Source organism: Gordonia liuliyuniae (genome assembly GCF_021739025.1).
GTDB classification, from domain to species: domain Bacteria; phylum Actinomycetota; class Actinomycetes; order Mycobacteriales; family Mycobacteriaceae; genus Gordonia; species Gordonia liuliyuniae.
Genome location: NZ_JAKKOT010000007.1, coordinates 284,514 through 308,129 on the forward strand (window position 1 = coordinate 284,514; position 23,616 = coordinate 308,129).

A 23,616-nucleotide genomic window follows, 5' to 3' on the forward strand; every position below is an offset into this window, starting at 1 on the left:
TGCGTCGGCGCTTTCCACATTCGCGAGATCGTGTGCGTTAAACCCTGGCGTCGACCGGTGTGGCCTCATCGCCGGGCTTGCCGACACTACCGGTCTTCGCCAACCGCTTCGCGGCGTCGAACTCGGCGTCGATCTCCGGGTTCGGCCGGTACGTGATCAGGCTGACGACGATGGCGGCGAGGAAGCTCGCGGCAACGCCCGGCACGATCTCGTACATGTCGTCGCTCAACGACGACTGGCCCCACGCGTAGGCGACCACTGCACCCACCACGATGCCCACGAGTGCGCCCCACGAGGTGAGTCGGCGCCAGTACAGCGAGAGCACGATGGCCGGTCCGAACGCCGCGCCGAAGCCCGCCCACGCGAACGCGACGAGGTCGAGGATGCTGTTGGACGGCGAGATCGCGAGAACGGCGGCGATCACAGCGATCGCGAGGACGCCGAGACGGCCCAGGCGGACGTACGTGGTGTCGCTGAGTTCACGTCGACCGGTCTTCGCCGCGACCAGCTTGTACAGGTCTTCGATCAGCGCAGACGAGCAGACGATCAACTGCGACGAGATGGTCGACATGATGGCGGCGAGCACAGCGGCCAGGACGAGGCCCGCGATGAACGGGTGGAACAGGATCTGGGACAGCGCGAGGAAGACGGTCTCGGAGTCCTCGGGAGCCTCCGCGGTGTGTTCGGCGAAGTAGGCGATGCCGACCAGGGCTGTGCCGACGGCGCCGAGCGCGCAGGCGAACATCCAGGCGATGCCGATGCGCCGGGCGGTGCCCGCTTCGGCGGGCGAGCGCAGCGCCATGAAGCGCACGATGATGTGCGGTTGCCCGAAGTAGCCGAGACCCCATGCCGCCGACGAGATGATCGCGATGGCCGAACTGCCTGCGAAGAAGCTCAGATCGTCGGGATCGACCCCGCGGACCCCGTCGATCGTCGCGCCGACGCCGCCCAGGTTGATGACGCCGATGATCGGCACCGCCAGGAGCGCGATGACCACCAGTACGCCCTGCGCGACGTCGGTCAACGACGCGCCGAGGAACCCGCCGAACAGCGTGTAGAGCATCGTCACGCCCGCGACGATCAACATGCCGACCGTGTAGTCGATGCCGAACGCGCTGTCGAAGAACTTGCCGGACGCGACCATTCCACTGGAGACGTAGAAGGTGAAGAACACGAGGATGATGACGCCGCAGGCGATGCGCAGGATGCGCGACGAGTCGCGCAGGCGCGTCTCGAAGAAGCTCGGGATGGTGATCGCGTCACCGGCCACCTCGGTGTACGCGCGCAGCCGTGGCGCGGTGATCTTCCAGTTGGTCCACGCGCCGATCAGCAGACCGATCATGATCCACGCTTCGGAGAGCCCCGACAGGTACATCGCGCCGGGCAGACCCATCAGCAGCCATCCGGACATGTCGGAGGCACCCGCGCTCAGCGCGGCGATCCACGGTTTGAGCCCGCGATCGGCGAGCATGTACCCGTCGAGGTCGTTCTTGGTCTTGCGGTACGCGTAGTACCCGATGCCGAGCATCGCCGTGAAGTACAGGACGACGGCGAAGATCTGAAACGCTCTGCCGTCGGACGCTACTGACATCGGGGCTCCCTCTGGTGTTGGTCGAAGACGTGGATGCGATCACCTGCCTGCCATCCGACCACACGACTGGGCGTATGTGATCCACATCTCGTACCTCGGGAATTCTGCCGCCCCGCGCACGCGTCACTAATGTGGATCCGAACGAATCGGTCCGACGATATTCGTTCGCGTGCACGAAGCGTCAGGCGGGGAGCGTCATCGGGGCGTCGTCAGCTCGGTGGCGAGCAGGTGGAACGGCCGGTTCGGATTCCCGAACCGGTGCAACGTCATCGACACCGCCTGTTCGTTGAGCCAGTACCGTAGCTCGACCCGCCCCGACGAGGTGACTGCGTCGTCGAGCAGTGCGACGTCCGGCCGTGCCGCGGCTGCAGCCAGGACCGCGGCGGGCGCCGAACCGACGAGCCGGATCCGCGGCGCGCCGATCGTCCTGATCGAGGCGGCGAAGTCGGTGTCGGAGGCCGACGCCGCCGGCACGCCCTGCGATGTCGCGACACCCACGACCTGTGCGGTCGCCGACCCGACGTCCGGTGACACGCTGACCCGTACTCGTGCGCCCGACGTCGCCGCGGCCGCGAGCAGCCGGGCGGTCGGCGCGGGACCCGCGTCGGCGGACACGCGCAGGACGAGGTCCGCGGGTCGGTAGCGGAACACGTTCGCCTCCGCCGCCAGCCCGGATTCGTCCCGGCCGACGCCGAACTCTGCGGCCCAGGCGCGGTCGTCGTCGGCGAGCGCGTGCGCCAACCACTGCTTCTCGGCGTCGGTGAGGCAGGACGCAACCGACCGGGCCAGCGAGGCGACCGCCGGTGTACGCGGTGCCGAGACCGCTGCGTCCGTCGAGGCATCCGTCTCGCTCGCCGGGGCATCGGCCCAGGACCCCAGCAGCATCAGATAGTTCGGCCCGCCCGCCTTGGAACCCAGCCCGACCGACGAGCGCTTCCAGCCGCCGAACGACTGGCGGCGCACGATGGCCCCGGTGATGCCGCGGTTGACGTAGACGTTGCCCGCATCGACCTCCGCGAGCCAGGTTCGGACCTCGGCAGTGTCGAGCGAGTGGAGTCCCGCGGTGAGCCCGAAGTCGGTGGCGTTCTGCAGCGCGAGTGCCTCGGTGAGGTCGTCTGCGCGCATCAACCCGAGGACCGGGCCGAAGCATTCGGTGAGATGGAAGAACGATCCCGGCGCCACGCCGTCCTTGATGCCGGGCGACCAGAGTCGGCCGGAGTCGTCGAGCATCCGCGGCTTCAACAGCCAGGATTCGCCCGGCTCCAATGTGGTGAGGGCGCGGAGCAGCTTCTCGCTCGGCGGCTCGGTCAACGGTCCGACGGTGGCGGCCAGGTCGGTCGGCCATCCGACGACCATCGACGAGGCAGCGTCGATCAATTGCCTGCGGAACCGCGTCGACGAGTAGGTACTGCCGACGAGAATGCCGAGCGACGCAGCCGAGCACTTCTGCCCGGCATGACCGAACGCACTGTGCACGAGATCGGCGATCGCCAAGTCGCGATCCGCCGACGGGGTGACGATCATGGCGTTCTTGCCGGATGTCTCCGCGTTGATCCGCAGGTCCGTCCGCCAGGACGCGAACAGTGCCGCAGTGTCCGACGCGCCCGTCAAGATGACGCGGTCGACGTCCGGGTGACTGATGAGAGCGCGGCCTGCGTCGCCCTCGTCCGGGAACACGCCGAGACATGCCTCGCGCGGAACTCCGGCGTCCCACAGGGCTTCCAACACCGCCATCGAGCACCGGGGGGTCGGCGCCGCCGGTTTGTGGATCACCGCTGCACCGACCGCGAGAGCGGCGAACGTCCCGCCCGCGGGGATGGCGAGGGGGAAGTTCCACGGCGGCGTCACCACGATCACGCGGTCGGGGGTGAAGCTCGCCCCGTCGATCCGGTCGAGTTCGAGCGCCCGGTGCGCGTAGTAGCGGGCGAAATCGATGGCCTCGGAGATCTCCGGATCTGATTGCGCGACCGACTTGCCTGCCTCCGCGGCGGCGATCGACACGAGGTGGCCCCGACGATGCGACAGCAGGTCGGCGGCGCGATACAGGATCGCCGCGCGCTCGGCGGCGGGCCGGGCAGACCAGGCGACCGCCGCAGTGCGGGCACGTCCGACGAGGTCGTCGACGTCGGATGCGGCCAGCGTCGGCGGAACACTCTGCGCGTCGAGCCACCCCGGCGCCGCGCTGCGGGCGATCGCCGCTCGCGCCCACGCCTGGTTCGCGTACAGCGACGGATCGGTATCGGGCTCATTCGTGAACGAGGGGAGCGTGCCGGAGAACGGCAGCGACGGGCGTTCGGCTGCGGACTCCTCGGCCGCGCGGTCCTGGCGGTGATTGGGCAGCGGCGGCTGCTCGCCGCGCTCGTCGAGCAGTCGCTGCAACCCGTGGACGGCAGTGGTGAACCGGCCGGCCTCGCGTCGGTGGACGTCGCTGCCCGGCGCGAGATCGAAGATGCCGGACATGAAGTTCTCCGACGCGGCGTTCTCCTCGAGTCGGCGAACCAGATACGAGATCGCGACGTCGAACTCCGTGGGCTTGACGGTCGGCACGTACAGCAGCAGACGTCCGACGTCGGCGCTCACCACCTCGGCCTGCTCGGTGGCCATGCCCTGCAGCATCTCGAACTCCACGCGGTCGCTTACGCCCCGCGAATCGGCGAGCAGGTGGGCGAACGCGATGTCGAAGAGGTTGTGTCCGGCGACGCCGAGCCGAAGTCCTGCCGTCCGCTCACGCGTGCACACCCAGTGCAGGACGAGTTTGTAGTTGGCATCCGTCGCAGCCTTCGACTCGCATGTCGCCGTCGGCCAGCCGGCAATCTCCGCGTGGACGGTCTCCATCGCCAGGTTCGCGCCCTTGACCAAGCGGACCTTGATGCCCGCACCGCCCGCTGCTACCCGTTCCGCGCCGAACGCGGCCAGACGCTGCATCGCGCCGAGCGCATCGGGCAGATAGGCCTGCAGGACGATGCCCGCCTCGTAGTCATGCAGCTCAGGCCGCGACAGGAGGCGGGTGAACACGGCGATCGTCAGTTCCAGATCGCGGTACTCCTCCATGTCGAGGTTGATGAACTTGCTGCCGGCAGGTGCCGCGGCGGCCTCGGTGTACATCGGCGCCAGCCGCTCGACGACGTAGTCGACCGTCTCGTCGAACGCCCACATCGAGATCTGGGATGCGATCGACGAGACTTTGATCGACACGTAGTCGACGTCGTCGCGACGCAACAGTGCCCGCGCGTCGGCGAGATGGTTGTCGGCTTCGGCGTCGCCGAGAACGGCTTCGCCGAGGGGATTGACGTTGAGGCGGTGGTCGCCTGCGCGCAAGGTCTTGACCGCCTTCGCGAACGGCTTCTCGCGGGCGTCGACGATCATGTGGCCGACCATGGCGCGCATACGTGCGCGGGCGATGGGGATCACGACTTTCGGGATCCGCCGGGAGAGGGCGGCGCCGGCGCGCAGTTGCAGCAGGTCGAGTGCGCCGAGCGAATCAGGTGCGTCGGCGACGATCTCGGCGAGCGCAGCTCCCGCGGCTGCGGTGTCCTCGGTGCCGATGACGCGGTCGACGAAGCCGACGGTGAAGTCGAGGCCCTTCGGGTCGGACAGGACCGCGGCCAGGCGTCGTGCGGAGGCATGCGGGCGGTCGCCCCGAGAAGCGGCGTCGGTGAGCCACCGGGTGACCAGATGGTCGGCCCGGACTGCGAGGTCGGCGAGAGTCGCCGGCTCGGCGGCGTCCGTCGCGGACGTGTCGTGGTGGGAGTCGTGCGCGGTGGTCATGTCTGCCAGTACAGTCTGCGCGCCGCCGACCCGCCTCGTGCATTCTCACAACAACGACGTCTATTCGTTGTTCGAATCTCTGAAGGTGCTGTCAGGATGTGAGCACGCCGGAATTTCAGGGAGCCCCGTTGGGTGATGTGATCGATGCCCTCGACACCGCCGTCGACTGGGCGGTGACCGGGGCCGACGACGCCGTGGTCGCCGATGTCGCGCTGCTCGACGCAGACGATGTGGCGGCGGGAGCCGATGCGTCGACCGATCTCATCGTCCTCGTGGGGGTCGACGGTGATCGGCTGCGCGAGTGGCTGATGCGCGAGCACCGGGGCCGCCTGCCGCGCGCGATCCTCACGAAGGCGTTCACGGAGCCGGCCGAGGCGCAGCCGATCGTCGACGAGTCGGGCGTCGCCGTCGTCGGCGTCCACGCGCGAGCGCGGTGGGACCGGATCCTGGGTCTGGTGCAGGCCGACCTGCACCGTGGGCGCGAGGCCGCCGGACACCCCGGAGATCCGGACGTGCTCGCCGACGTCGATCTGATCGGGCTCGTCGGCCTGGTGGCGCGCGGGACGGGCGGGCTGGTGTCGATCGAGGACGCGACGAGTGCGCGGGTCCTGGCCTACTCGCCGTCCAACGGAGAGGCCGACGATCTGCGTGTGCAGACGATCCTCGGGCGGGAGGGCCCGCCGAGCTACCTCGCACTGCTGCGCAGGTGGGGTGTCTTCGACGCGATCCGTCGCGGGGGAGAAGTGGTCGACGTGCCCGCCGACGCCGAGCACGCGATGCGGCGGCGGCTCGTGATCGGCGTGCACAGCGCCACCGGTCGGCATCTCGGCTCGATCTGGGTCCAGGAAGCCGCGACCGAGTTGGTCGCGGACTCGGTCGACGTGCTGACCGGCGCCGCGTCGGTCGCGTCACGGATCCTGACCCGGTCGATGGCGGCGCCGTCGGCGGAAGCTCAACTGCTGCAGCGACTCTTCGGCGAGCACGGCGGGGTCGACGCATCGTCGGCCGGCGCATATCTCGGGTGGCCGGTGACCGAGCGCGCGGCGGTGATCGGTATCGCCGCGGAGGGCGGGTCGCTCACGCCCACCGACGCGATCGCCGCCGTCGGCGGAGCCGTTCGGCTGCACGCGAGCGCGTACGCGACGTCGGCGCTCACCACGTTGATCGCCGAGCGCGCGTACATCCTGGTGCCCGCCGCCGACGTCGCGCCGATCACCCGCTGGGTCGGTCAGCTGGTCGCCCGGTTCGACGGCGACCCGGTGTTGGGCGGCGGCCGCCTGCACGCGACGGTCGTGTTCCCGGTCGACGGGCTGGCCGAGGTCGCCCGGGCTCGCCGCGAGGTCGATCGCGTGTTCGCCGCGACCCGCGCGGGCGGAGCCGATCGGGTGACGACGCTCGCCCAGGCGCGCACCGCGGTCCTGCTCGGCGAGATCCTCGACGCGCTCGTCGACCGCGACCAACTCGTCGACCCCCGGGTGACCGCCATGGTCGCGTACGACACCGAACGCACTGCGCACCTGGAGGAGAGCGTTCGCGCCTACCTCGACGCCCACGGCAACGTCCGCGATGCGGCGAACCGGATCGGCGTCCACCCGAACACACTCCGCTACCGCGTCGACCGCGCCCGTCAGGTGTCCGGACTCAACCTGGACGACCCTGCCGAGCGTTTGTTGAGCGCCTTGCAGCTCGCGTTGCTGGACCGCCGTCGGCTCACCGCGGGTTGAGCGAACCGAACCGAGAACGGTCGGCGTTCGACCATCGCAGTGGTGTCGATCATCTTCGCAGCGTTCGCCATGGTCATCGCGGCGCGTGAGATCCGGCGACTCATCGGGGACCTGCACAGGTGACGGTGTCGTACGTACGGTCGACACCATGACTACTCAATCGCTCGCATTCGAATGGACGGACACCAACCGAACGTGGCTGATCGAGACACCGATCAGGATCGTCTGCTTCATCGTCGCCGCGCTCGTGGTGCGATGGCTGCTGTTCCGTGTGATCGACCGCGTGACGAAGCCGCGCGCGTCGCGAGACGACGGCGGCAAACGCCTCGTCCGAGGCCTACGCGAACGGGCCGGGGCGCGCAGCAGCCCGAAGGCGAACGCACGCCGCGCGCAGCGCGCCAAGACGATCGGCTCGGTCCTCAAATCGACTGTGTCGGTCGTCATCCTCGTCTGGCTGGTCTTGTCGATCCTGTCCGAACTGGACGTGAACATCGCACCGTTCATCGCGTCGGCCGGCATCCTCGGACTCGCCATCGGTTTCGGCGCTCAGCACCTGGTGGCCGATGTCGTGTCCGGTGTGTTCATGATGATGGAGGACCAGTACGGGGTCGGCGACATCGCCGACTTCGGTGAGGTCATCGGCGAGATCGAATCCGTCGGCCTGCGCATCACGACCGTTCGGGACATGGACGGCACGCTCTGGTACATCCGCAACGGCGAGATCCAGCGGGTCGGCAATATGAGTCAGGACTTCGCCGTCGCCCGCCTGGAAGTCCCCGTCGCCGTCGACGCCGACCTCGAGCGGGCGCAGGACGTCGCGCTGAGTGCGGCGCTGCGTGCTGCGCGCGACGCCGAGATCGTCGAGGAGGTCCTCGGCGAACCCGAGATGCTCGGCGTCCAAGAGGTCACGTCGTCCCACGCGATGCTGCGCATGACGGTGACCACGAAGCCTGGTGCGCAGTGGGGTGTGCAGCGCCATCTGCGCAGCCGGGTACTCGGAGAGTTCGAACGAGAGTCGATCAGGCTGCCGATGCAGTCCTGGGGCGCCGCCTTGGCCGGGGCCGCCCGGTAGTCGGGCCGGGATCGCGTTGCACAACGGTCGCCAGGCGACCGTTGTGCAACGCGATGCGCGCGGTGGTACCTACTTCGCGAAGGCGTCGATGATCCGGGGACGGAGTTCGGCTGCGGCGATCACCGCATCGACCGAGCCGACACGCACCGCGCGGTGGATGTCGTGGACGCCGTCGAACTCGGCGGCCATCTCGGAGATCTTCTCGGCCCGCACGGATGCGCGCAGCTCGTCGAGTTCGGCGCTCAACTCCGCACGCTCGGCGCCCGACGCGTCGGCCGCCTGCGCGACGAGCTCCTGGACCCGCGGGTCCTTCGCAGTCCGCACGCCGACCTCACCGGCGAACACGACCGCCGCGGCGGGGGCTCCGCCGAGGACGGACGCGAACGACCCGTCGATCGCCAGAACCGTCATGTTCGGGTTCAGCGCCTTCGAGAAGACGACGAACGCGCCGCCGTGGTAGCGGGAAATGACGCAGAAGACGATCGGACCGTCGAAGTTGATGATCGCGCGGCCGATCTCGGCGCCGTATTCCAGCTGCAGCTTGCGCAGTGACTCCGGGGAACCGTCGAAGCCGGACAAGTTCGCCAGGACGACCACCGGGCGGTTTCCGCTGGCGGCGTTGATCGCGCGGGCGGCCTTCTTCGACGACTGCGGGAACAACGTTCCCGCACTGAAGGTGTCCGGGCCGTCGGTCGGCAGGAATCCGCGGCGGTTGATCGGCGTCGACTCGATGCCGATCAGGGTGACGGCGCGGCCACCCATGTGCGTGTCCTGCACGACGACGGTGTCGGCGTCGCCCATGCCGGCCCACCGCTCGAAAGCAGGCAGGTCCTGGTCGGCGACGGCGCGCATCACCGAGCGGATGTCGAACGGCTTCTTCCGATCCGGGTTGGCAGTCGCCGAGAAGATCTCGCCGACTGTCGCGAACTCGCTGCCTTCGGACTCATGCGGGAAGTCGGAGATGTCCCGGTCGATCGGGTCAGACGACGCGGCCGCCCGCGGGGAGTCCTCGCCGGGAGCCACATAGGTGTGGTCGTAGTGGCTCATCACGATGTCGACCGCCGAGTTCAAGTCGGGCGCCCAGTACTGCGCTTCGCCGTTCGGCCCCATCACCCGGTCGTAGCCGCCGATGCCGAAGTTGTCCTCGGCCGACACGCCGCCGGAGAAGTCCAGGGCCTGCTTGCCGGTCAACACCATCGAGGAGTCCGGGGTCATCACCAGGATGCCCTTCGTGTGCATCAGCATCGTCGCTTCGGCGTTCCAGTACGCCTGCCCGCCGACGTTGATGCCGCTGACGACGATGTTGATCTCGCCGCCGTCCTGAGTGAACTCGACGATGCGCTTGAGCGTCGCGGCCACCCAGTCGAGGTTCTCGGTGCCCGAGTCCATGCGTACCGCGGCGCCGGACGACAGCGCGTACCACTCGACGGGTAGCTTGCGCTCCTCGGCGAGATCGAGCGCAGCCGAATAGCGGCGGCACTCCGGTTCGGTCAAGGCTCCGAGGGCCTTCGTCGGATCGCCGAGCATGACCACCCGCTGGACGCCCTCCGGATGTTTGTCGGTCGACGTGCTCACGACACCGACGACGACGGCCGCGGTGTTGCTGCCCTTCGGCCGATCGACGGGGACCAGGAGGTCGTCGACGAGGTCGTATTCGGTGAAGTCGCCGAGCCGATCGACGAGCTCGTACGGGTACACGGTGCCGCGGCTGGCGGCCTTCAACACCTTCTGGCGGTACTCGTCGAGCGGTTCCACCGGCTCGTCGTCCGGCACGCCGACCTCGACCGACGGCTTTCCCGTCGGATCGAACGTGATCCGCACGGCGACCTTCGACAGCACACCGGTCTTCTTGTCGCGCTGACGTCCGATGAGCAGGACCTCTTCCAGGCCTGCACCCTCGACCGACGTCGCGTCCACGGTGTGCTCGACGATGCGGCGCAGCGTGTTGTCGGACACGTCGATGGACGGCCAGATGTACATGACGATGCGGTTGGTGTTGAACCGCTTGTTCGACGGGCGTTGGGTCTGTGCGCCGCGGATCGCGTCCACACATGTCGCGAACGTGGTCTCCGCGGTCGGCAGGGTCAGCAGTTCACCGTCGTCGGCCACCGCGGTCAGGTCGCGGATCTGGGTGAACGCGATCAGCCGGTCGTCGGCCGGGTTGGTGGTCGCGACCGCGCGGAACAGGTACACCTCTTCGTCGTCCGACGACGACAGTCGCGTCAGCTCGAACTTGCGCAGCCGTTCCATCTGCATGCGACGCGCGATGTGCGGGTGCAGGCCACGGATCAGTCGATCCTCGGTGAGACCGGTCGCCGACTGGCGGAATGTGAAGTGGTGGTGCATCGTGTCGTCGCCGCGGCCTGCGACGGTCGCGGTGATCCGGTGAATCGACTCGGGCAGGGCGCCGGCGCCGATGACGTCGTCGAGGGCGGCAGCGCGCTCGTCGAACGATGCCGGCTGCCCCTCCCACCGCAGGTAGATGTCGGCGTCGAGAGCCGGCGTCTTGCTCGCCAGCTCGACGAGCCCCTCCAGCGCAGCGGCCAGGTCGTCGAAGCTCGCGGCGACCGAGACCAGCGTCGAACCGTCGCGCTCGGCGACGACGAAGGTGCATCCGCCCGAGCGGTGGGACGCGATCTTCGTGACCCCCTTGTTGCCGTAGTAGCGGCGCGTCAGGACTTCGAGCATCACGGCGTCGTCGAGGTCGTCATGCTCGAGTCGTTCGCTGAGGATCGACACGAGCGGCTCGGTGCTGCGAACCATGTCGGCGATGCGCTCGGCGCGGTCGGCGACCGTCGGGGTGGCGTCGAGGACTGCGAGGTGCTCGCGGACCCGGCTGTAGACGGCGTCGCGGGTGCGACGCAGACGCGGCTGGCCGTACCAGGCGTGCAGCACGCCGCGCGCCAGGTTGGCGACCGCGGGAAGCCGACCCTGGGTGGCGGCCACGAGGCGTTCGAGGGAACGACCGGTCGCTTCGCTGTCCTCATGATCGGGTGCGGGCTCGCTCAGCCAGCGACGCAGGATCGCGGTCACCACCGGGACGGTGTCACCGGGGCGACCCAGTGCGAGGAAGATCCGGAACACGGCCTCTTCCAAGTCCGGGGTGCGTTCCAGATCGTCGATGCCGTAGTGCTGCAACGCGTACGACAGTTTCGTCTGGAACCGCTCGGGGACGCCGGCGACATCCACGTCCAGGCTCTGGAGATAGGTGTGGAAGTGTTCGCGGGCGCTGTGCACGCGCGCATCGTTGCCGACCTCGTCGGACGGTCGTTGCTCCGAGAGCGCGGCGATGTCGCCGAACACGGTCACGAGCTCGGTCTCCGCCTCGTGCGGCGCGAACCCGCCGGCGATGGCGGCTTCGCGCGCAGCGAGATAGTCGGAGAGGACGCGGCCGGTGTCGGCGGGGTCGCCGTCGAAGCCGAGTAGCAGGCTGCGGAGATCCTCCAGGCCGCGGGCGAACAGTTCGTCGGTGCCGACGGGGCCGGGGTCCTCCGGCAGGTCGAGCGCCGCCGCGTCCGACGTGGTCTCCTCGGCTTCGGAGTCGTCTTCGATCGGTTCGAGGCGCAGCAGCGGTGCACCGGTCTCGACCTGGGCGCCGACCGTCACGCCGCACTCTTTGAGGCGAGCCTTGAACGGCGCGCGCAGGACGGTCTCCATCTTCATCGATTCGAGGACCAGGACGGGGTCGCCTGCCTCGACTTCGGCGCCGACGTCGAGCGGGGTCGCGATGACCAGCGCGGGCGCGGGAGCACGGACGACGCCGCCCTCGTCGCGACTGATGCGGTGCGTGACGCCGTCGACGTCCACCAGGTGGATCGGGCCGTGCGTGTCGGTGAGCAGACGGTAGCGGACCCCGTTGACGGTGAGCTGGCCGGCGTGCGCATCGAACCGCTCGACGTCGACGTCCGTGGTGCGCGCGTCGTCGCCTGCCTCGACGACGACGCGGAACCGGTGCGCGCCGACCCGGGCGACGCGCACCCGATAGCCGATGCCGCGAAGTTTGAAGTCGAGCGGACGTCCGCTCTCGTGGAGCACCTGCGGGCGACCGCCCGACGCGGTCACGAGCAGGCGAGTCCGCTCGGTGGCCTCCTCCTCCTCGTAGGCGTCGATGGCGGCAGCGGCGAGGGCGACCGTCGAATGCTGATGGGAGACGAGGCGGCCCTCGTCGCGAACCCGGTCGATCCAGCCGGTGTCGGCCGAACCGTCGATGACCTCCGGCTGGTTGAGCAGTTCGAGCACGAAACTCTTGTTCGTGGCGCCACCTTCGATGATGACGCCGGTGCGACTCATCGCGCGGCGCAGCCGACCGAGTGCCTGCTCGCGGTCGCTGCCGTAGGCGATGATCTTCGCGATCATCGAGTCGAAGTCGGCGGGGATGGTGTCGCCTTCGCTGACACCGGTGTCGACGCGGATGCCGGGGCCGGTCGGCAGGTTGAGGCGAGCGATGCGGCCGGGTGACGGCGCGAAGTCGCGGTCGGGGTCTTCGGCGTTGAGGCGGGCTTCGACGGCGTGCCCGCGTTCGACGGGTTTGACGCCGTCCAACTTGTGGCCGGACGCCACATGCAGTTGCGCGCGCACCAGGTCGAAGCTGTTGGTCAACTCGGTGATCGGGTGCTCCACCTGCAGACGGGTGTTGACCTCGAGGAAGGCGAACAACTTCTCGCCCGGGTGGTACAGGAATTCGACGGTCGCGGCGCCGCGGTAGCCGACGGCGTTCGCCAACCGCTCGGCCGACGCCTTGACCTCGTCGGCCTGCTCGGCGGACAGGACGGGCGACGACGACTCTTCGATGACCTTCTGATTGCGTCGCTGCACCGAACAGTCGCGGACGCCGAGTGCCCACGCTGTGCCCTGGCCGTCGGCGATCACCTGGACCTCGACGTGGCGCGCACCGGTGACGAGTCGTTCCAGAAAGACGATGCCGCTGCCGAAAGCCCGTTCGGCCTCTTCACGGGTGCGCTGGTAGGCGTCGACGAGTTCGCTGTCGTCGGACACCTTGCGGATGCCGCGTCCGCCGCCGCCCGCGGTCGCCTTCAACATGAGTGGATAGCCGATGTTGGCGGCGGCCTCCTTGGCCTCCTCGACGTCGCTGACCGGTCCGCGGCTCCACGGCGCGACCGGCACTCCGACTTCCTCGGCGATCAGCTTGGCGCCGATCTTGTCGCCGAGTTTGCGCATGGCGTCGGCCGACGGGCCGATGAACGTGATCCCGATGCGGTCGCAGAGTTCAGCGAACGCCGGATCCTCGGCGACGAAACCCCAACCGACCCACGCCGCGTCGGCGCCGGATTCGACGAGCGCGCGCTCGAGGATCTCCATGTTGAGGTACGGACGTGCTGCTGCCGGACCGAGGTCGTAGGCGATGTCGGCTTCCCGGACATAGGTGGAGGTGCGGTCCACATCGGTGTGCAGGGCGACGACCTCGACCGTTTCGCCGGTCTCGGCACTGAGGTCTCGAACGGCATTGATGAGGCGCATGCCGGCCTCGCCTCGGTTCACGATCGCGATGCGCTTGAACACGCAGAGCTCCTTGCTGTGGGGGAAGTACGGGTGGGGCTGCGGGCACGTCGGGCGCTCGCTACGAGACGAACGGTGTGGTGCCGTGGACGATTGTCGCAAGTTCAGTGTGCCCGGGGCCACCTTTTCGGGTGTGACAAGAAACCCTTACTTGCTGGTAGCAGGCATTTGTCCGGGGTTGTGGGCCGGTACGCGCGAGTAGCGACGGGCTACGGGGGAGTAGGGACGAGTGGGCCGGTCGTCAGACCGAGCGCGCCGGACGCGAAACGCGTCACCGGGCCGACGGCGTCGGCGAGGGCGTCGTCGTAACCGTCGCGTGCGACGCCGACCAGATCGGCCGTGGTCGCCCCCGTCGCCCGCACTGCGATGAGCGCGACGGTTTCGCCGGTCGTCGGAACGCACACCGCCCAGACGAAGCGGGACTCGTCTGCCCACCCGTCGTTCGCGGCCCGGATGTATGCGGCGGGATCGTCGACGTCGAAGAGCGCCAGGGCCGGGACGTCAGAGAGCCGGTCGTCGTCTCGCAGCGCGCGGAGATACCACGCGCCCGCGAAGACTTCGACCGGCTCCATGAACTGCTGAGTCGAGACCGACTACTTGATCTCGAGGAGGACGGTGCCCTGGGTGACCGGAGCGCCCGCCTCGGTGGCGAGCCCGGTGACGGTGCCGTCCTTGTGGGCGGTGACCGGGTTCTCCATCTTCATCGCTTCCAGGACGACGACCAGGTCACCCGCGCTGACGGTGTCGCCTTCGGCGACGGCGACCTTGACGACGGTGCCCTGCATCGGTGCGGCCACGGCGTCGCCGGAGGCTGCCTTCGCGCCGCCCTTGGCGCGGGTGCGGGCCTTCGGCTTCTTGCGGATCGCGCCGTTCGTGGCGCCACCGCCGCCCAGGTTCAGGTCGCCGGGCAGGGAGACCTCGACGCGACGTCCACCGACCTCGACGACGACCTTCTGGCGCGGCTCGGCGTCGTCCTCGATGGGTTCGGCGCCGGCGTACGGCTCGATCGTGTTGTCCCAGTCGGTCTCGATCCACTTGGTGTAGACGTCGAACTTCTCGTCGTCGCCGATGAACGCTGGGTTCGAGACGATGTGGCGGTGGAACGGGATGACCGTCGCCAGACCCTCCACCTGGAACTCGGCGAGGGCGCGACGCGAACGTTCCAGCGCCTGCTGGCGGTTCTCGCCGGTGACGATCAGCTTGGCGAGCATCGAGTCGAACTGACCGCCGATGACGTCGCCCGCGACCACGCCGGAGTCGACGCGCACGCCGGGGCCGGTCGGCTCCTGGTAGACGCTGATCGGGCCCGGAGCGGGGAGGAAGCCACGGCCTGCGTCCTCACCGTTGATGCGGAACTCGAACGAGTGGCCGCGCGGAGTCGGATCCTCGGAGATCGTGAGTTCCTTGCCTTCGGCGATGCGGAACTGCTGGCGCACGAGGTCGAGGCCGGAGGTCTCCTCGGTGACCGGGTGCTCCACCTGCAGGCGCGTGTTGACCTCGAGGAACGAGATGGTGTCGCCCTGGACCAGGTATTCGACGGTGCCCGCACCGTAGTAGCCGGCCTCGCGGCAGATGGCCTTCGCCGACGAGTGGATGCGCGAGCGCTGGTCGTCGGTCAGGAACGGCGCGGGCGCCTCTTCGACGAGCTTCTGGAACCGACGCTGCAGCGAGCAGTCGCGGGTGCCCGCGACGACGACGTTGCCGTGTTGGTCGGCGATGACCTGGGCTTCCACGTGGCGTGCCTTGTCGAGGTACTGCTCGACGAAGCACTCGCCGCGGCCGAACGCGGCGAGCGCCTCACGGGTGGCCGACTCGAACAGCTCGGGGATCTCTTCGACGGTCTGGGCGACCTTCATGCCGCGGCCGCCGCCGCCGAACGCCGCCTTGATCGCGACGGGAACGCCGTAGGTCTTGGCGAACTCGACGACCTCGTCGGCGCCCTTGACCGGGTCCTTGGTGCCTGCCGCCATCGGAGCCTTGGCACGTTCGGCGATGTGGCGGGCGGTCACCTTGTCGCCGAGATCGCGGATGCTCTGCGGCGACGGTCCGATCCAGGTGAGGCCTGCGTCGAGGACGGCCTGCGCGAAGTCGGCGTTCTCGGAGAGGAAGCCGTAGCCGGGGTGGACGGCGTCGGCGCCCGACCGGGCTGCCGCGTCGAGGAGCTTGTCGAACACGAGGTACGACTCGGCGGACGTCTGGCCGCCGAGGGCGAAGGCTTCGTCGGCGAGCTTGACGAAGATGGCGTCGGCGTCGGGCTCTGCGTACACCGCGACGCTGGCGATGCCTGCGTCCTTCGCGGCGCGGATCACGCGAACCGCGATCTCGCCGCGGTTGGCGATAAGAACCTTCTTGATGGTCGTCTGTGCAATCGAACTTGACACTGGCTCTCCTGGGGCGGGCCCACGCGTGCGGGCATTCGTCGGGCTTGCATGACGTCCGGGCGTCGGGCGATCCGATGCGGACCGCTCGCCGACGGGCGTCGGGGCTTGCGCGTCGCTCGCGGGTATCCACGTGTGGCGCTCACCGAGACGCTCCGAGAACTCGGGGCGCCGCGATTTCCGAGACTCAGCGTATAGCACCGAGCGATTGCTCGGTTGAGGCCGTCCTCGGATTTCGGGAACTGGTTCTACTCCGCCTCCGCTGTACTCGCGAGTAGCTGGGCGAAGTCGTCCAAAAACGGCAGCACCGGGCCCGGCTGCTCTGCCGGATAGCGCGAATGCATGCGTAGACCGGTCGGCGTCCGGTTGAGCCAGACGTACACTTCGTCGCCCGAATAGGAGTGACTTCGCAACACACGCGCCCAGCCGGCGTCGGCGTTGGCGGCAGTGGGTGTGCCGCGCGTGTCCATGAACGAGACGACGAAGCGTGGGGCGGGCGGCGGGCCGAGCAGCTCGGCCACGCGCAGAAACGGCAACGACGCGCCGTGCCGACCGTCCCGCAGCCCTTGGGCGGCCCGCCGCGTGGCCGTGGCGAGATCCGGCGAGTCGGAGACGTCCACGGCGACCGGCGACAGACCGACGAACCATCCCAACGCGTGCAGCCACGCCGGATCGTTGCGCGTGTGTCGAGGCATCACCACCGCGAAGTCCTCGCCGGGGGCCACCCGGTGGTAGGCGAGTGCGAGCGCAGCCACCAGCCCGGCCAGCAGGTTCCCGCCTGCCGCGGCCGCGGTCGCCTCGAACGCGCGGGTCTGCGCGTCGTCGAGCAGTCGCACGGTGCGCGAGGCCTGCGGTGGATGCTCGATGTCGAACGGTTCGTCGGGCGACGACTCGACCGGGGCGAGCGGCGCGAAGTGCGGGACGCTGCCGTGTCTCGCCAAGAACTCGCGCCACGTCTGGACGGCGGGATGTGTCGCGTCGGCGGAGTCGGCTCGGCTGCGCTCACCGTTACTGAACTCGATGTAGCTGCTCGTCGATTCGAGGGTGTGCGGGCGGCCCTCGCGCGCCGCCCGATACAACTCGGTCAGCTCGTACTGTGCGGTGACCAGCGAATAGCCGTCGACGAGCGAGTGATCCGCAGCGAACAGCAACGTGAACGAGTCGGCGCGCGCGACCGTCGCGAACCGGTACGCGGGCCAGTGCAGGGGAGCGGTCGCCCGGTCGAACGATCCCGCGACCTGCTCCAACAGCAACGGCGTCTCGGTGTACCAGCCGATCCGGCTCATCGTCAGGTGAGCGCTGCCCGGCGCAGTGCTATAGCGCTCGGTGTGGTCGTGTTTGAGGACGACATGGGTGCGCAGGACCTCGTGGCGGTCGATCCACGCCAACATCGCCGCGCGCACCGCGGGCACCGACATCGGTTCATCGAAGTCGATGGACAGGCCCAGCCACGATTCGCGTCCGCCTTCGCGCTGCGTCCGCGCCCGGTACTCGAACGCGGCACGAAGATGCTGTTCGTGGTTGTGCGAGGTGAGCCGGTCGTCGCGGCTCCAGCTACCGAGACCGCCTTCGACCGTCGGTATCCACTCGACGAGTCCGCCGGGCTGAACCGGCGCGTCGAGTATCTGCAGAAAATCCATTCGACGCTACGAACTCACTCCGCCCGACTGTTCGGCGACCTGGCGCTTGATCCGTGCGAGCATGCCGGCCATACCGCGGAGCCGCAGTGGACTGATGACGGCGGCCAGACCCAGATCGTGGAAGAAATCGGCGGGGACCTCCGCGATCTCCTGCGCGGACGCGCCGTTCAACCCTTGATGCAGGATCGACGCGAAACCGCGTGTCGTCGGCGCCTCGGGAGGTGCGCTGAAATACAACGCGACGGCCGAGCGGTCAGCGGCATCCACGGACAGGAAGATGGGCGACTGGCACTCGGGTACCGGTTCCATCGCCTCTTCGTGCATGGATTCGGGGAGATCGGGGAGTTCGCTCGCGAACTCCAACAGCAAGGTCACCTTGTCGGAGTCGGCGAGAGCCGAGAAGTCGTCGACGATCTCAGCCAGGGCTGAGGGCAGAGACACGATATGTCCCCTCGTCAGCGCGCGCCGGGCGCGGCGCCCGGCTCTTCGCCCTGCGCGATCGGGACGCGCACACGGTTGCCCCATTCGGTCCACGAGCCGTCGTAGTTGCGGACGCTCGAGAAGCCCAGGAGGTAGGTGAGCACGAACCAGGTGTGGCTTGAGCGTTCACCGATGCGGCAGTAGGCGATGGTCGGCGTCGTCGGATCGAATGCGCCGTAGATCTCCTCCAACTCGGGGCGGGACCGGAAACGGCTGTCGGGTGCTGCGGCCTTAGCCCAGGGGATCGACACCGCGGTCGGGATGTGGCCGCCGCGCAGCGCACCCTCCTCCGGGTAGTCGGGCATGTGGGTGCGCTCGCCGGTGTACTCCTGCGGCGACCGGACGTCGATCAACGGCGTCGTGCCCAACGAGGTCAAGACGTCTTCGGCGAACGCGCGGATCGACGGGTCGTCCCGCTCGACGACGGGGTAGTCGGTCGCGGGGTAGACGGGAACGTCGAACGACGTGTCGCGCTGCTCGTCCATCCAGGCGTCACGGCCGCCGTCGAGGAGACGGACGTCCTCGTGTCCGAAGAGCGTGAACACCCACAGAGCGTAGGCCGCCCACCAGTTGTTCTTGTCGCCGTAGATGACGACCGTGTCGTCACGTGCGATGCCCTTCTCGCTCATCAGCTTCGCGAACTGTTCGCCGTCGATGTAGTCGCGGGTCACCGGGTCGTTCAGATGGAGATGCCAGTCGACCTTCTGCGCGGTCGGAATGTGCCCGATGTCGTACAGCAGGACGTCTTCGTCCGATTCGACGATCTTGAGCCCCGGAGCGCCCAGATGGGCCGACAGCCACTCGGTGCTGACAAGACGTTCCGGGTGTGCGAACGAGGCGAAAGCCGGGTTCGAGTCGAATTCCACTGGCATGAGCGAGTCTCCCGAGTTCTGGTGCGCGGCGGCCTAAGCCGACTGTCCCTTCTAGCATACGGTCGGCCGAATGACGGTGTCGGGACGGTGCGCCGTCGTGTCCTGTTAGCGTCACTTCATGCGAACGGGTCCGAAGCGCCGAAACGGTGCGAAACGAATCATGTCGGCGGCGGTGAGCGTCATCGCCACAGCCGTCGTCATGACGGGATGCGCCACCGGTCAGGACGGCACCCCGACCCGCGCCGCACCGCAGCCGCCCGCACACTGCACGACTACCGAGTGCCCCGAGCTTCCCGTCTACTCCAGCAAGCAGATCGCCGACAGCGGGGTCACTCCGGCCAACGCGTCCACGACCGTTCCCGCATACATGACGGAGGTCCTCGACGACCTCGACCGGACGTGGCAGGAGTGGTTCGCCGAACTCAACATCGAATCCATCACGCCCGGCCGCGTCCTCATCGAACCGGGAGAGACCTTCACCTCCGAGTGCCTCGGCAAGTCCGAGTCGGTGTTGACGAGCGACTTCCCGAATGCGCTGTTCTGCACGCTCGACAAACAACCCGACGGCCAGGGCGTCGAGCGGACCGGTTCCATCGTGCTGCCCGTCCAGACGTTCGCCGACATCTGGAACGGCAGACTGTTCGGTAGCGACGGCATCATGCTCGGCGACTTCACCGCCGCCACGATCATCGCCCACGAGTACGGGCACAACGTCATGTACCGCCTCGCCGACGCGTACGGCATGATCGAATCGCAGTTCCCGCGCGGCAACGATCCCGAACTCCTCGCCGACTGCTTCGCAGGCAACTGGGCGGGCACCGTATTCGCCCGCAAGGACCTCTCGATCAAAGAGATCGCGCAGGCCGCCGTCCTCATCTTCAGCATCGGCGACCCCCTTCCCGATCAGGGCCACGGCACGTCCATCGAACGCATCCAGGCGTTGACCCGAGGATTCACCGAGAAGCTGACGGGCCACGGGCAGCCGCTCACGTGCCTGAAGAACTACTGGCCGGAGGCGCTTGGGTCGTAACCTCCGCGTTGGTGACGGTCACGGCGCCGGGAGCGTTCGTCGGCAGTCCTCGTTCGTCGCCCCGAGGCTCACGTCCTCCAGAGATCGGTCACGTCGACGCCGACCCGAGCAAGCAGTTCCCGGGTCAGGGGGAGGCTGATGCCGATGACGCTCGACGGGTCGCCGGTGATGCCGTCGAGGAGCCAACCGCCGAGACCGTCGAGCGTGAACGCGCCTGCGACCTTCAGCGGTTCGCCCGTCGCGACGTACCGTGCGATCGTCTCGTCGGAGACGTCCGAGAAGGCGACGTCCGTCGACCTGTGGTCGGCGACGACCGATTCGACGGCGCCGTCGCGCAGACGGGTCACACAGTGGCCGGTCAACAGGTGGCCGCTCGTGCCGCGCATCCGCTTCCACCGAGCGATCGCGACATCGGGGGTGTGCGGCTTACCCGACAGTTCGCCGTCGAGCAGCAGCATCGAATCACACGTGAGGACCACTCCGTCGGCGCGAGCCGCCTCGAACGACGGATTGCCGTCCGACCGGATCGACGAGACGATCGCCTCGCCCTTCGCCCGGGCCAGACGAGTCACGACATCGGCGGGCGGCACGTCGCCCATCGCGGCGACGATCGCGTCCTCATCGAGATCGGCGACGAGGACCTGCGGAACGAGTCCGGCGTCGCGCAGCACGCGAAGACGTGCCGGCGACGCCGAACCCAGAACGACAGATATCGAGCCCATCAACCGCGGTTGGGGAACGACGACGGCATGCCCCATGTCGAACGATGCAGGTCGGTCGGACGCCCCCAGTCGTTGCGCGTGACGGGGCCGGTGTCGCCGCCGCCACCGCCCGCGGACGCGAGCACGCTCACCAGAGCGGCGACGTCCTCGTCCGTCGGACTGCCTGACACGACGGTCAGGAACGGCTTCGCTGGGACGCTCTCGGCGCTATCCTCTGCGGTCGACTCCACAGCATTCTCCTCGGTCACGCCGGTCACAGTCACGTCGGTCATAGGGGGATGTTTCCGTGCTTGCGCGGCGGCAGCTGCACGAGCTTGCGTTCGAGCAGGCGCAGCGAGTTCGCGATCTGACCGCGAGTGTGGCTCGGCGGGATCACCGCGTCGACATATCCGCGTTCGGCGGCCACATACGGGTTGACGAGGGTGTCCTCGTACTCCTGCTGCAGCTCAAGGCGGAGCGCGTCGACGTCGTCGCCGTTGGCTTCGGCGTCCTTCAGCTTGCCGCGGTAGACGAACCCGACGGCGCCCGAAGCGCCCATGACGGCGATCTGCGCGGTCGGCCACGCCAGGTTGACGTCGGCGCCCATGTGCTTGGAGCCCATGACGTCGTACGCGCCGCCGTACGCCTTACGGGTGATGACGGTGATCTTGCCGACCGTAGCCTCGCCGTAGGCGTACAAGAGCTTCGCGCCGCGGCGGATGATGCCGTTGTACTCCTGGTCGGTGCCCGGCAGGAAGCCCGGAACGTCGACGAGCGTGATGATCGGGACGTTGAAGGCGTCGCAGGTGCGCACGAAGCGTGCGGCCTTCTCGGATGCGTCGATGTCCAGGCACCCGGCGAACTGGGTCGGCTGATTGGCGACGATGCCGACGCTGCGGCCCTCCACACGACCGAAGCCGACGACGATGTTCATCGCGCGCTCGGCCTGGACTTCGAGGAACTCGTCGTCGTCGAGGATCCGGCGGATCACCTCGTGGATGTCGTACGGCTGGTTCGGCGAATCCGGGATCAGCGTGTCGAGTTCGAGGTCCTCGTCGGTGAGGTTGTCCTCGATGCTGCCGGACGCGACGTTCGCGGGGAGACGCGGAGCGTCGGCGCGGTTGTTGCTCGGCAGGTAGCTGAGCAGTTCCTTGACGTACTCGAGCGCGTCCTCTTCGTCCTGAGCGACATAGTGGGCGACCCCGGACTTGGTCATGTGCGTGGTCGCGCCGCCCAGATCCTCCATGGTCACGTCCTCGCCGGTGACGGTCTTGATGACGTCGGGACCGGTCACGAACATCTGGCTGGTCTGGTCGACCATCACGGTGAAGTCGGTGAGCGCGGGGGAGTAGACGTGGCCGCCTGCCGCCGCGCCCATGATCAGCGAGATCTGCGGGATGACGCCGGACGCCTTCACGTTGCGGTGGAAGATCTCGCCGTACAGGCCGAGTGAGACGACACCCTCCTGGATGCGGGCGCCGGCACCCTCGTTGATGCCGACCAGCGGACGGCCGGTCTTGAGCGCCAGGTCCATGACCTTGACGATCTTCTCGCCGTACACCTCGCCGAGGCTGCCGCCGAACACGGTCACGTCCTGGCTGAACACGCAGACCTCGCGGCCGTCGACTGTACCGTAGCCGACGACGACGCCGTCGCCGACGGGACGCTTCTCGGCGAGGCCGAAGTTGGTGCTGCGGTGGCGGGCCAGCGCGTCGAGTTCGACGAAGGAGCCGTCGTCGAGGAGGTGAGTGATGCGCTCGCGGGCGGTCAGCTTGCCCTTCGCGTGAATCTTCTCGATCGCGCTCTCGCCGACCGGGTGTTCGGCGTCGGCGAGGCGATTGCGCAGGTCGGCGAGTTTACCGGCCGTCGTGTGGATGTCGGGTGTAGCGCCTTCGTCGCGCGAAGCAGTCGTCATGAACATCGACTTTAACGAGACAGGTGTGACTCCGGTCAACCGGATCGTATGTGAGAATATCCTCACATTCACTTACGCAGGTTGTTTCATTGCGAGGCTAGAGTGTCTGCCCATGACCGAATCCGCTCTTCCCGACGCTGCTCGCCTGCGTGATCTGCTCGCCGGAACCCGGTGGCACACCGTCGAAGTGGTCGCCGAGACCGGATCGACCAACGCCGATCTGATCGCGCGCGCCGAGGATGCGGACGTGGTGGGCACGGTGCGGGTCGCCGGCTTCCAGTCGGCAGGCCGCGGACGACACGCCCGGGTGTGGAAGACGCCGCACGGGCAGCTTGCGATGTCGGCGGCAGTGCTGGTCCGTCCGTTCGATGCCGAACGGGTTGGTTGGCTGTCGCTGCTGACCGGACTCGCCGTCCGCGATGCGCTGTCGGCGGTTGCGGGCGTCGAAGCCGAACTCAAATGGCCGAACGACGTGCTCGCACCGTCCGACGACGACGGCCCCGGCGGGAAGCTGTCGGGCATCCTCTCCGAGTTCCGGCCGCTGCCCGATGGTGGCGGCATCGCAGTGATCGGGACGGGCGTCAACGTCGACCTCGATCCGTCGAGTGTCGAGAACGCGAGCGCGGCGTCGGTGAGTGGGCTCGCCGGCCGAACCGTCGACGGAACCGAGGTGGCCGCCGCCTATCTGCGGGCACTGTCGGATCGCCTCGCCGACTGGCCGGACGGCGTCGACCGACTCGTCGCCGACTACCGAGCGTCGAGCGCGACCCTAGGCAAGCGTGTACGGCTGATCCTGCCCGGCGATGTCGAGGTGATCGGCGACGCCGTCGACGTCGACGATCAGGGGCGGATCGTCGTGCACGGCCCGGACGGGCCGGTCGTGGCGTCGGCGGGCGACGTCACGCATCTACGCCCGGTGTAGGACTGG

At 68.4% G+C, this 23,616-nt stretch carries 15 protein-coding genes; 4 read left to right on the plus strand and 11 right to left on the minus strand.

All coding sequences use genetic code 11. The features are described from left to right. Positions 1–37 precede the first annotated feature (37 nt). The gene (gene putP, locus L5G28_RS16680; protein ID WP_237002504.1) at positions 38–1,591 is read right to left on the minus strand and encodes a sodium/proline symporter PutP; all 1,554 of its coding nucleotides are present in this window, start codon (positions 1,589–1,591) and stop codon (positions 38–40) included. A gap of 195 nt (positions 1,592–1,786) precedes the next feature. Then, a complete protein-coding gene (locus L5G28_RS16685; protein WP_237002505.1) occupies positions 1,787–5,359 on the minus strand; it encodes a proline dehydrogenase family protein in 3,573 nt (1,190 codons plus the stop codon). A gap of 98 nt (positions 5,360–5,457) precedes the next feature. On the opposite strand from L5G28_RS16685, the gene L5G28_RS16690 reads away from it, so the two are divergent. Both L5G28_RS16690 and L5G28_RS16695 read left to right on the plus strand, forming a co-directional pair. Further along, the gene (locus tag L5G28_RS16690) at positions 5,458–7,083 is read left to right on the plus strand and encodes a PucR family transcriptional regulator (protein ID WP_237002506.1); all 1,626 of its coding nucleotides are present in this window, start codon (positions 5,458–5,460) and stop codon (positions 7,081–7,083) included. Between the two features lie 148 nt (positions 7,084–7,231). Continuing rightward, positions 7,232–8,155, plus strand: a complete 924-nt coding sequence (locus L5G28_RS16695) for a mechanosensitive ion channel family protein (RefSeq protein ID WP_237002507.1) — start codon at positions 7,232–7,234, stop codon at positions 8,153–8,155. 69 nt (positions 8,156–8,224) lie between these two features. On the opposite strand, the gene L5G28_RS16700 is transcribed toward L5G28_RS16695, so the two are convergent. The 6 genes from L5G28_RS16700 to L5G28_RS16725 form a co-directional block, all read right to left on the minus strand. Next, a complete protein-coding gene (locus L5G28_RS16700) occupies positions 8,225–13,675 on the minus strand; it encodes an ATP-binding protein (protein WP_237002508.1) in 5,451 nt (1,816 codons plus the stop codon). A 206-nt stretch (positions 13,676–13,881) separates the two neighbouring features. Next, a complete protein-coding gene (locus tag L5G28_RS16705) occupies positions 13,882–14,244 on the minus strand; it encodes a hypothetical protein (RefSeq protein ID WP_237002509.1) in 363 nt (120 codons plus the stop codon). Between the two features lie 21 nt (positions 14,245–14,265). Then, a complete protein-coding gene (locus tag L5G28_RS16710) occupies positions 14,266–16,053 on the minus strand; it encodes an acetyl/propionyl/methylcrotonyl-CoA carboxylase subunit alpha (RefSeq protein WP_237002510.1) in 1,788 nt (595 codons plus the stop codon). Positions 16,054–16,298: 245 nt separating this feature from the next. Further along, complete coding sequence (locus L5G28_RS16715) at positions 16,299–17,690, minus strand: condensation domain-containing protein (RefSeq protein WP_237002511.1); 1,392 nt, start codon at positions 17,688–17,690, stop codon at positions 16,299–16,301. A gap of 6 nt (positions 17,691–17,696) precedes the next feature. After that, the gene (locus L5G28_RS16720) at positions 17,697–18,131 is read right to left on the minus strand and encodes a SufE family protein (RefSeq protein ID WP_237002512.1); all 435 of its coding nucleotides are present in this window, start codon (positions 18,129–18,131) and stop codon (positions 17,697–17,699) included. A 14-nt stretch (positions 18,132–18,145) separates the two neighbouring features. Further along, positions 18,146–19,042, minus strand: a complete 897-nt coding sequence (locus tag L5G28_RS16725) for a sulfurtransferase (protein ID WP_236999492.1) — start codon at positions 19,040–19,042, stop codon at positions 18,146–18,148. Positions 19,043–19,160: 118 nt separating this feature from the next. Between L5G28_RS16725 and L5G28_RS16730 the strand changes: the two genes are divergently transcribed. Beyond that, positions 19,161–20,072, plus strand: coding sequence for a neutral zinc metallopeptidase (locus L5G28_RS16730; RefSeq protein ID WP_237002513.1), 912 nt, complete (start codon positions 19,161–19,163; stop codon positions 20,070–20,072). A gap of 68 nt (positions 20,073–20,140) precedes the next feature. Here L5G28_RS16730 and L5G28_RS16735 read toward each other — a convergent pair whose 3' ends face one another. Genes L5G28_RS16735 through L5G28_RS16745 form a run of 3 tightly spaced genes read right to left on the minus strand, consistent with a single transcriptional unit; the run spans position 20,141 to position 22,688 of the window. Continuing rightward, positions 20,141–20,830: a Maf family protein gene (locus L5G28_RS16735; RefSeq protein ID WP_237002514.1), complete on the minus strand. Its 690-nt coding sequence runs from the start codon at positions 20,828–20,830 to the stop codon at positions 20,141–20,143. Further along, entirely contained in the window at positions 20,794–21,066 is a 273-nt protein-coding gene (locus tag L5G28_RS16740; protein WP_237002515.1) for an acyl-CoA carboxylase subunit epsilon, read from the minus strand. Before L5G28_RS16740 ends, L5G28_RS16735 begins: the two co-directional genes overlap by 37 nt. Beyond that, complete coding sequence (locus tag L5G28_RS16745; protein WP_237002516.1) at positions 21,063–22,688, minus strand: acyl-CoA carboxylase subunit beta; 1,626 nt, start codon at positions 22,686–22,688, stop codon at positions 21,063–21,065. The genes L5G28_RS16740 and L5G28_RS16745 overlap by 4 nt, the downstream gene beginning before the upstream one ends. 112 nt (positions 22,689–22,800) lie before the next feature. On the opposite strand from L5G28_RS16745, the gene L5G28_RS16750 reads away from it, so the two are divergent. Beyond that, on the plus strand, positions 22,801–23,610 hold the full coding sequence (locus tag L5G28_RS16750; RefSeq protein ID WP_237002517.1) for a biotin--[acetyl-CoA-carboxylase] ligase: 810 nt from the start codon (positions 22,801–22,803) through the stop codon (positions 23,608–23,610). Positions 23,611–23,616 lie beyond the last annotated feature (6 nt).

Coding starts and splice junctions, on each gene's coding strand:
- putP (WP_237002504.1), bottom strand. CDS start 1,591: ATGTCAGTAGCGTCCGACGGCAGAGCGTTTCAGATCTTCGCCGTCGTC.
- L5G28_RS16685 (WP_237002505.1), bottom strand. CDS start 5,359: ATGACCACCGCGCACGACTCCCACCACGACACGTCCGCGACGGACGCC.
- L5G28_RS16695 (WP_237002507.1), top strand. CDS start 7,232: ATGACTACTCAATCGCTCGCATTCGAATGGACGGACACCAACCGAACG.
- L5G28_RS16705 (WP_237002509.1), bottom strand. CDS start 14,244: ATGGAGCCGGTCGAAGTCTTCGCGGGCGCGTGGTATCTCCGCGCGCTG.
- L5G28_RS16715 (WP_237002511.1), bottom strand. CDS start 17,690: ATGGATTTTCTGCAGATACTCGACGCGCCGGTTCAGCCCGGCGGACTC.
- L5G28_RS16725 (WP_236999492.1), bottom strand. CDS start 19,042: ATGCCAGTGGAATTCGACTCGAACCCGGCTTTCGCCTCGTTCGCACAC.
- L5G28_RS16730 (WP_237002513.1), top strand. CDS start 19,161: ATGCGAACGGGTCCGAAGCGCCGAAACGGTGCGAAACGAATCATGTCG.
- L5G28_RS16735 (WP_237002514.1), bottom strand. CDS start 20,830: ATGGGGCATGCCGTCGTCGTTCCCCAACCGCGGTTGATGGGCTCGATA.
- L5G28_RS16740 (WP_237002515.1), bottom strand. CDS start 21,066: ATGACCGACGTGACTGTGACCGGCGTGACCGAGGAGAATGCTGTGGAG.
- L5G28_RS16745 (WP_237002516.1), bottom strand. CDS start 22,688: ATGACGACTGCTTCGCGCGACGAAGGCGCTACACCCGACATCCACACG.
- L5G28_RS16750 (WP_237002517.1), top strand. CDS start 22,801: ATGACCGAATCCGCTCTTCCCGACGCTGCTCGCCTGCGTGATCTGCTC.